This window comes from Neisseria sp. HMSC070F02 (assembly GCF_001814225.1).
Lineage (GTDB): Bacteria > Pseudomonadota > Gammaproteobacteria > Burkholderiales > Neisseriaceae > Neisseria > Neisseria meningitidis.
Genome location: NZ_KV815356.1, coordinates 8,166 through 17,338 on the forward strand (window position 1 = coordinate 8,166; position 9,173 = coordinate 17,338).

The following is a 9,173-nucleotide window of genomic DNA, read 5'->3' on the forward strand; positions in this document are numbered from 1 at the left end:
GCCTTGTCCTGATTTAAATTTAATCCACTATAACCTTTTTTGCGGAGCAGGGCGGATGCGACCGAGCCTGCCGGACCTGCGCCGATTACGGCGACATCGAATTGGGTGGACATTGGGAAATCCTGATGGTTTGAGTGGAAAAGGAAATGATATTGTACAGGCAGCAAATGCCGTCTGAAACTGTTTGCGGAAGAAATTTATCCGGTGCGGGCGGTTGCTCCCGATGCGTCAGTCCGGTTTGAAAAATGCCGTCTGAAACGGGAAATGTTCAGACGGCATTTGATTTTCAGGGTTATTTTACGCCGTAACGCGGTTGGAGCAGGGCGCACGTCCGGTGTTCCCGACGGCTTCGGCGGCTGCGTCCGGCAATTTTTCCGCAAGCCGCGCCCGCATCGTTTGCCGTGGTTTCCGGTCGGGTATTTTTTTCGCGCTGAGCCCTGGCGGATTCGTAGCGGTTGCGTTGTCTCGGTTCGCGCATTTCGGTTTTTTCCGGTTTTGCGCCGCCCTGTTCCCACCATTGCGGCTCGAAGCCCTCGATGCGCTCGATGAGCAGCTTGTTGCCGGTCAGCTCTTTAATGGATTCAAACATTTTCTGTTCGGATTCGTCCATCAGGGAAATCGCCACGCCGTCCGCGCCCGCGCGCCCCGTGCGCCCGATGCGGTGGACGTAGTCTTCGGGCTGGGCGGGCATTTCGTAATTGATGACGAAGGGCAGTTCGGCAATGTCCAGCCCGCGCGCGGCGATGTCGGTGGCGACGAGGACGCGCAGGCTGCCGTCTTTGAAGGCGTTGAGTGTTTCGAGCCGGCTTTGTTGGGAACGGTCGCCGTGTATCGCCTGTGCGGACAGGTTGCGGCGCACCAGTTCGCGCGTTACGCGGTCGACGCTTTGTTTGGTTTTGCAGAACACGATGACCTGGTTCATATGCAAATCGACAATCAGCCGTTCGAGCAGGTTGCGCTTCTGAATGGTATCGACGGCGATGATGTGTTGTTCGACGTTGGCGTTGGTGGTGTTTTGCGCGGCGACTTCGACGGTTTCGGGCGCGTTCATGAAGTCTTGCGCCAGTTTGCGTATCGGTGCGGAGAAGGTAGCGGAAAAGAGCAGGGTTTGGCGTTGTTTGGGCAGCATCTGCATGATTTTGCGGATGTCGTCGATAAACCCCATATCCAACATGCGGTCTGCTTCGTCTAGAACGACGATTTCGACTTTGTTCAAACTGATGTTTTTTTGTTTGACGTGGTCGAGCAGCCGTCCGACTGTGGCGACGACGATTTCGCAGCCGGCACGCAAATCGGCGGTCTGTTTGTCCATATTCATACCGCCGAACAAGACGGTGTGGCGCAGCGGCAGGTTTTTGATGTAGGACTGCACGTTTTGGTCGATTTGGTCGGCGAGTTCGCGCGTGGGGGTCAACACGAGCATACGCACGGGGTGCATCGCGGGCGAGGTGCTGGCGGTGGCGTAACGTTTGAGGCGTTCGAGCGAGGGCAGCATAAAGGCGGCGGTTTTGCCCGTGCCGGTTTGCGCGGCGGCTAGTAAATCATGACCGGCGAGTGCTTTGGGAATGGCGGCGGCTTGGATGGGCGTCGGGTTTTCGTAACCTTGCGCGGTCAGTGCGGAAACGAGTTCCGTACCCAAACCTAAAGAGGAAAATGGATTACTCATAATTGTAGTCTTTCTTTCAGACCTTATGCCGTCTGAAGCGGGAAACCGATAGGATGGGGAAAGTATAGTGGATTAACAAAAATCAGGACAAGGCGACCGAAGCCGCAGACAGTACAGATAGTACGGAACCGATTCACTTGGTGCTTAGCACCTTTAGAGAATCGTTCTCTTCGAGCTAGGGCGAGGCAACGCCGTACTGGTTTTTGTTAATCCACTATAAACTGCCCGCCTGTGAGTGGCGGGGCAGGAAATCTGTGTGCGGATTATGCCATAAAACGATGCCCGCCCCAATCGCGGGCGCGTCCGGAGATTGGAAATCCTGCTTAAAAAATGTACAATGTCGCACTTTTTTGAAACGCGGACCCATTATGCACATCGGCGGCTATTTTATCGACAACCCCATCGCACTTGCGCCGATGGCGGGCATTACCGACAAGCCGTTCCGCCGCCTTTGCCGCGAGTTTGGCGCGGGTTGGGCAGTGTGCGAAATGCTGACCAGCGACCCGACGCTCAGAAATACTAGAAAAACCTTGCACCGCAGCGATTTTGTCGATGAAGGCGGCATCGTTGCCGTGCAGATTGCCGGCAGCGATCCGCAGCAGATGGCGGATGCGGCGCGTTACAACGTCAGCCTCGGGGCGCAGCTTATCGACATCAATATGGGCTGTCCCGCCAAAAAAGTGTGCAACGTCCAAGCCGGCAGCGCGCTGATGCAGAACGAGCCGCTGGTTGCCGCCATTTTGGAAGCCGTCGTCTGTGCGGCAGGCGTACCCGTTACCCTCAAAACCCGTTTGGGCTGGCACGAAGACCATCAAAACCTGCCCGTCATCGCCAAAATCGCCGAAGATTGCGGCATCGCCGCCCTTGCCGTCCACGGACGCACGCGCACGCAAATGTACAAAGGCGAGGCGCGTTACGAACTCATCGCCGAAACCAAATGCCGTCTGAACATCCCGGTCTGGGTCAACGGCGACATTACCTCGCCGCAAAAAGCCCAAGCCGTCCTCAAACAAACCGCCGCAGACGGCATCATGATAGGGCGCGGTGCGCAAGGCAGGCCGTGGTTCTTCCGCGATTTGAAACATTACGCCGAACACGGTGTTTTACCGCCTGCCTTGAGTTTGGCAGAATGCAGTGCCGCCATTTTGAACCACGTCCGCGCCATGCACGCGTTTTACGGCGACACCGCCGGTGTGCGCATCGCACGCAAACACATAGGTTGGTACATCGGCGAAATGCCCGACGGCGAACAGACACGTCGTGAAATCAACCGCTTGGACAGTGCGGCGGCGCAATACGACATGCTTGCAGGTTATCTTGAAAGACTTGCCGGAAAAACCGACCGTTGGGCGTGCGGCTACCGCACAAATGCCTTCTGAACACTTGATTATCCTTTGAAAGTGCAATCATGCCCCATACCCTTCCCGATATTTCCCAATGCATCAGACAAAATTTAGAACAATATTTCAAAGACCTGAACGGTACCGAACCTTGCGGCGTGTACGATATGGTATTGCATCAGGTGGAAAAGCCGCTGCTGGTGTGTGTGATGGAGCAATGCGGCGGTAATCAGTCCAAAGCCTCCGTGATGCTGGGGCTGAACCGCAATACCCTGCGTAAGAAGCTGATTCAACACGGTTTGTTGTGAATATGGCTGCAAGCGTCCGTATCTTAGGCATCGACCCGGGCAGTCGCGTAACGGGTTTCGGTGTCATCGATGTCAGGGGGCGGGATCATTTTTACGTTGCCTCAGGCTGCATCAAAACGCCTGCCGATGCGCCTCTGGCAGACAGGATTGCCGTGATTGTGCGGCACATCGGCGAAGTCGTTACTGTTTACAAGCCTCAACAGGCGGCGGTGGAACAGGTGTTCGTCAACGTTAATCCGGCATCGACGCTGATGCTCGGTCAGGCTAGGGGCGCGGCATTGGCGGCATTGGTCAGCCATAAGCTGCCCGTTTCGGAATACACGGCCTTGCAGGTCAAACAGGCGGTAGTCGGCAAAGGCAAGGCGGCGAAAGAACAGGTGCAGCATATGGTGGTGCAGATGCTGGGGCTTTCGGGAACGCCGCAGGCGGATGCGGCGGACGGTCTTGCCGTCGCGCTGACCCACGCCTTACGCAACCACGGGCTTGCCGCCAAACTCAATCCTTCGGGGATGCAGGTCAAGCGCGGCAGGTTTCAATAGTTTCAGACGGCATTTGTATTTTGCCGTCTGAAAAGAAAATGTGTATCGAGATGAAATTTATATTTTTTGTACTGTATGTTTTGCAGTTTCTGCCGTTTGCGCTGCTGCACAAGATTGCCGACCTGACGGGTTTGCTTGCCTACCTTCTGGTCAAACCGCGCCGCCGTATCGGCGAAATCAATTTGGCGAAATGTTTTCCCGAATGGAGTGAGGAAAAGCGTAAAACCGTGTTGAAACAGCATTTCAAACACATGGCGAAACTGATGCTCGAATACGGCTTATATTGGTACGCGCCTGCCGGGCGTTTGAAATCGCTGGTGCGCTACCGCAATAAGCATTATTTGGACGACGCGCTGGCGGCGGGGGAAAAAGTCATCATCCTGTATCCGCACTTTACCGCGTTCGAGATGGCGGTGTACGCGCTTAATCAGGATGTCCCGCTAATTAGTATGTATTCCCACCAAAAAAACAAGATATTGGACGCACAGATTTTGAAAGGCCGCAACCGCTACGACAACGTCTTCCTCATCGGGCGCACCGAAGGGCTGCGCGCCCTCGTCAAACAGTTCCGCAAAAGCAGCGCGCCGTTTCTGTATCTGCCCGATCAGGATTTCGGACGCAACGATTCGGTTTTTGTGGATTTTTTCGGGATTCAGACGGCAACGATTACCGGCTTGAGCCGCATTGCCGCGCTTGCAAATGCCAAAGTGATTCCCGCCATCCCCGTCAGGGAGGCGGACAATACGGTTACACTGCATTTCTACCCGGCTTGGAAATCCTTTCCGGGTGAAGACGCGCAGGCCGACGCGCAGCGTATGAACCGCTTTATCGAAGAGCGGGTGCGCGAACATCCCGAGCAGTATTTTTGGCTGCACAAGCGTTTTAAAACCCGTCCGGAAGGTGTACAGGATTTTTACAAATTACACGAAACTACATAGTGGACTATTAAGGGAAAATTGAGTTTTGCTTAAATGCGAAAAATTGAATTATATAAACAGAAGCATTTAATAATTGCTGTTATTTTAAGTGTCTAAAAAATAATATTTTTTGATTTTAAAAATAGATTTCAAAGAAAATTTGGAGAATACATGATAAATCAATGAATATATTCTATTGATATGGTTAATATATTAAAATTATTTTCCTTTAAAAACATAATATTATAAATTATTATTCAATAACTGCTATTTTATTCGGTGCCAGCTTGAGAAATATATTGTCAAATATATAGACATTATAAAATTAAGTATCAATTTAAATAAATTTTTAGAATTTTAATCTAAAAAATCAAAAAATTCACTATTTTATAAAATAAACGCTTCTATATTCGTTTTGTAAAAAATGCTTGGCAAGCTGTAAAAAATGGCGTACATTTCGCTACATGGAATTACACAACAGGCAGGAAATGCCGTCTGAAAGGATTTTCCGGTCAATCTTGCGATTGGTCGGGGTTTCATCGGAAACGGTGAAACGAAAGTTTGCCGGCGTAGAGTTGAGCTACGCGGGTAAAGCCGCAGGCGAAAGCCTGTATTGTTTGTGAAGCGTAAATCTCTGATTTGAGGTATTGGGGCAATCCTGTGGGGGGTTGCCTCTTTTTTTATCCGCCTTTTAATGACACAATAGGCGCAAGTCTGTTTTTGAATGCAAGGTACTGCCATGAATACGATTTTGGCTTTCGATATTGAAACCGTACCCGATGTGCAGGGTATCCGTACGCTGTATGACTTGCCGTCTTCCCTGTCCGACGATGAAGTGGTGCTGTTTGCCCAGCAAAAACGCCGTGCTCAGACAGGCGGGGATTTTATGCAGCATCATCTTCATCAGGTTGTGGCGATTTCGTGCTGCATGCGTTGGGGGCAGGATAAAGTCCATGTCGGTACCATCGGCGAGATGGATGACGGCGAGGAAGTGGTCATTGCCAAGTTTTTCGAGTTGATTGAAAAACATACGCCGCAACTGGTCAGTTGGAACGGCGGCGGTTTCGATCTGCCGGTTCTGCATTACCGCTCCCTGATATATGGCATCAACGCCGCGCGCTATTGGGATATGGGCGACGGCGATTTCGGCGACAGCCGCGATTTCAAGTGGAACAACTACATCAGCCGCTACCACCAACGTCATTGCGATTTGATGGATTTGCTCGCGCTTTACCAGCCGAGGGCGAATGTGCCGCTGGACGATATGGCGAAACTGTGCGGTTTTCCGGGTAAATTGGGTATGGACGGCAGCAAGGTCTGGGAGGCATTCCATGCCGGTAAATTGAAGGAAATCCGCAATTATTGTGAAACCGATGCCGTGAATACGTATTTGATGTATCTGCGTTTTTGTCTGGTCAGCGGCAGATTCGACGCGGACGAATACGAAATGGAAATCAAGCGGATCAGAAACTATCTTTCCGCCCAAACAGAAGACAAACCGCATTGGGCAGAATTTGTCCAAGCGTGGAAATAGAAAAACTGCTGTCCGAAGGCGGTACGCTTGTGCCGCCGTTTCGGTTTCAGACGGCATACGCGGGATGCGCCCATGCCGTCTGAAGCCTTTTCCAGTCAAACCAAACAATATTGAAAGAAAAAAATGAGCAAAACCGTCCGTTATCTGAAAGATTACCAAACGCCTGCCTACCGTATTCTCGAAACCGACCTGCATTTCGATATTGCCGAACCGCAAACCGTCGTGAAATCCCGTTTGACGGTCGAGCCGCAGAGGGTGGGGGAGCCGCTGGTGTTGGACGGTTCGGCGAAACTTTTGTCCGTCAAAATCAACGGGGCGGTGGCGGATTATATGTTGGAAGGCGAGACGCTGACGATTGCGGGCGTGCCGTCCGAACGCTTCACCGTCGAAGTGGAAACCGAAATCCTGCCGGCGGAAAACAAATCGCTGATGGGGCTGTATGCTTCCGGAGGCAATCTGTTTACCCAGTGCGAGCCGGAGGGCTTCCGCAAAATCACGTTTTACATCGACCGTCCTGATGTGATGTCCAAGTTCACAACCACCATCGTTGCGGACAAAAAACGCTATCCCGTTTTGCTCTCCAACGGCAACAAAATCGACGGCGGCGAGTATTCAGACGGCCGCCATTGGGTGAAATGGGAAGACCCGTTTGCCAAACCGAGTTATCTGTTTGCTTTGGTCGCGGGCGATTTGGCGGTCACGGAAGACTATTTCACCACCATGAGCGGCAGAAACGTCAAAATCGAGTTTTACACCACCGAAGCGGACAAGCCCAAGGTCGGCTTTGCCGTGGAATCGCTGAAAAACGCAATGAAGTGGGACGAAACGCGCTTCGGTTTGGAATACGACTTGGATATTTTCATGGTCGTCGCCGTGGGTGATTTCAATATGGGTGCGATGGAAAACAAGGGTTTGAACATCTTTAACACCAAGTTCGTCCTCGCCGACAGCCGTACCGCCACCGATACCGATTTTGAAGGCATTGAATCCGTGGTCGGACACGAATATTTCCACAACTGGACAGGCAACCGCGTTACCTGCCGCGATTGGTTCCAGCTTTCGCTGAAAGAAGGGTTGACCGTGTTCCGCGACCAAGAATTTTCCGGCGACCGCGCCAGCCGCGCCGTGCGCCGCATCGAGAACATCCGCCTGCTGCGCCAGCACCAGTTCCCCGAAGACGCAGGCCCGACCGCCCATCCGGTGCGCCCCGCCAGCTATGAGGAGATGAACAATTTCTACACCATGACCGTTTATGAAAAAGGCGCGGAAGTGGTGCGGATGTATCACACCTTGCTCGGCGAAGAGGGCTTCCAAAAAGGCATGAAGCTCTATTTCCAACGACACGACGGGCAGGCCGTGACCTGCGACGATTTCCGCGCGGCGATGGCGGACGCGAACGGCATCAATCTCGACCAGTTCGCCTTGTGGTACAGCCAGGCGGGTACGCCCGTCTTGGAAGCGGAAGGTCGTCTGAAAAACAATAGTTTCGAGTTAACCATCAAACAAACCGTGCCGCCCACGCCCGATATGGCGGACAAGCAGCCGATGATGATTCCCGTCAAAGTCGGGCTGCTGAACCGCAACGGCGAAGCGGTGGCATTCGATTATCAGGGCAAACGCGCAACCGAAGCCGTGTTACTGCTGACCGAAGCCGAACAGACCTTCCAGTTCGAAAGCGTAACCGAAGCCGTCGTTCCCTCGCTGCTGCGCGGGTTCAGCGCGCCAGTGCATCTGAACTATCCGTACAGCAACGACGACCTGCTGCTCCTGCTTGCCCACGACAGCGACGCCTTCACGCGCTGGGAAGCCGCGCAAACGCTCTACCGCCGCGCCGTCGCCGCCAACCTTGCCGCGCTTTCAGACGGCGTCGAGTTGCCGAAACATGAAAAACTGCTTGCCGCCGTCGAAAAAGTCATTTCAGACGACCTCTTGGACAACGCCTTCAAAGCCCTGCTTTTGGGCGTTCCGTCTGAAGCCGAACTGTGGGACGGCGCAGAAAACATCGACCCGCTGCGCTACCATCAGGCGCGCGAAGCCTTGTTGGATACGCTTGCCGTCCGCTTCCTGCCGAAATGGCACGAATTGAACCGTCAGGCGGCGAAGCAGGAAAACCAAAGCTACGAGTACAGCCCCGAAGCTGCCGGCTGGCGCACGCTGCGCAACGTCTGCCGCGCCTTCGTCCTGTGCGCCGACCCCGCGCACATCGAAACCGTTGCCGAAAAATACGGCGAAATGGCGCAAAACATGACCCACGAATGGGGCATCCTGTCCGCCGTTAACGGCAACGAAAGCGATACGCGCAACCGCCTGCTGGCTCAGTTTGCCGACAAGTTTTCAGACGACGCGCTGGTGATGGACAAATATTTCGCCCTCGTCGGCTCAAGCCGCCGCAGCGACACCCTGCAACAGGTTCAAACCGCCTTGCAGCATCCGAAGTTCAGCCTCGAAAATCCCAACAAAGCCCGCTCGCTCATCGGCAGCTTCAGCCGCAACGTCCCGCATTTCCACGCAGAAGACGGCAGCGGCTACCGCTTCATCGCCGACAAAGTCATCGAAATCGACCGCTTTAACCCGCAGGTCGCCGCCCGCCTGGTGCAGGCGTTCAACCTCTGCAACAAGCTCGAGCCGCACCGCAAAAACTTGGTGAAACAAGCATTGCAGCGCATTCGGGCGCAGGAAGGATTGTCGAAAGACGTGGGCGAAATCGTCGGCAAAATTTTGGATTGAGGCCGTCAAACAGAAAAACAATGCCGTCTGATATAGTTACACACACGTTTTATCATCACTTCCCCATCGTTTTATTACGCAATGGCAAAACGGCCGCAAAGTCATATTAATTATAGTGGATTAACAAAAATCAGGACAAGGC

8 protein-coding genes are annotated in these 9,173 nt (G+C 53.2%); 6 read left to right on the plus strand and 2 right to left on the minus strand.

What is annotated here, in order from left to right; genetic code table 11:
- Together HMPREF2959_RS13120 and HMPREF2959_RS01330 are read right to left on the minus strand one after the other, a co-directional pair.
- Positions 1–113, minus strand: a 113-nt coding sequence (locus tag HMPREF2959_RS13120; protein WP_083314116.1) for an FAD-dependent monooxygenase, incomplete at its 3' end; no start/stop codon positions are given.
- A 179-nt stretch (positions 114–292) separates the two neighbouring features.
- On the minus strand, positions 293–1,666 hold the full coding sequence (locus HMPREF2959_RS01330; RefSeq protein WP_002220784.1) for a DEAD/DEAH box helicase: 1,374 nt from the start codon (positions 1,664–1,666) through the stop codon (positions 293–295).
- 368 nt (positions 1,667–2,034) lie between these two features.
- Here HMPREF2959_RS01330 and dusB point away from each other — a divergent pair, with 368 nt between their 5' ends.
- The 6 genes from dusB to pepN all read left to right on the plus strand — a co-directional run bounded on the left by dusB (position 2,035) and on the right by pepN (position 9,031).
- Entirely contained in the window at positions 2,035–3,045 is a 1,011-nt protein-coding gene (gene dusB, locus HMPREF2959_RS01340; protein WP_002243642.1) for a tRNA dihydrouridine synthase DusB, read from the plus strand.
- Positions 3,046–3,074: 29 nt separating this feature from the next.
- Complete coding sequence (locus HMPREF2959_RS01345; protein WP_002213092.1) at positions 3,075–3,314, plus strand: Fis family transcriptional regulator; 240 nt, start codon at positions 3,075–3,077, stop codon at positions 3,312–3,314.
- 2 nt (positions 3,315–3,316) lie between these two features.
- Positions 3,317–3,853, plus strand: coding sequence for a crossover junction endodeoxyribonuclease RuvC (gene ruvC / locus HMPREF2959_RS01350; RefSeq protein WP_002243641.1), 537 nt, complete (start codon positions 3,317–3,319; stop codon positions 3,851–3,853).
- A gap of 50 nt (positions 3,854–3,903) precedes the next feature.
- A complete protein-coding gene (locus HMPREF2959_RS01355) occupies positions 3,904–4,791 on the plus strand; it encodes a lipid A biosynthesis lauroyl acyltransferase (RefSeq protein ID WP_025461275.1) in 888 nt (295 codons plus the stop codon).
- 718 nt (positions 4,792–5,509) lie between these two features.
- Positions 5,510–6,304, plus strand: a complete 795-nt coding sequence (locus HMPREF2959_RS01365) for a 3'-5' exonuclease (protein WP_002243639.1) — start codon at positions 5,510–5,512, stop codon at positions 6,302–6,304.
- Between the two features lie 123 nt (positions 6,305–6,427).
- A complete protein-coding gene (gene pepN, locus HMPREF2959_RS01370) occupies positions 6,428–9,031 on the plus strand; it encodes an aminopeptidase N (protein ID WP_002243638.1) in 2,604 nt (867 codons plus the stop codon).
- Positions 9,032–9,173 lie beyond the last annotated feature (142 nt).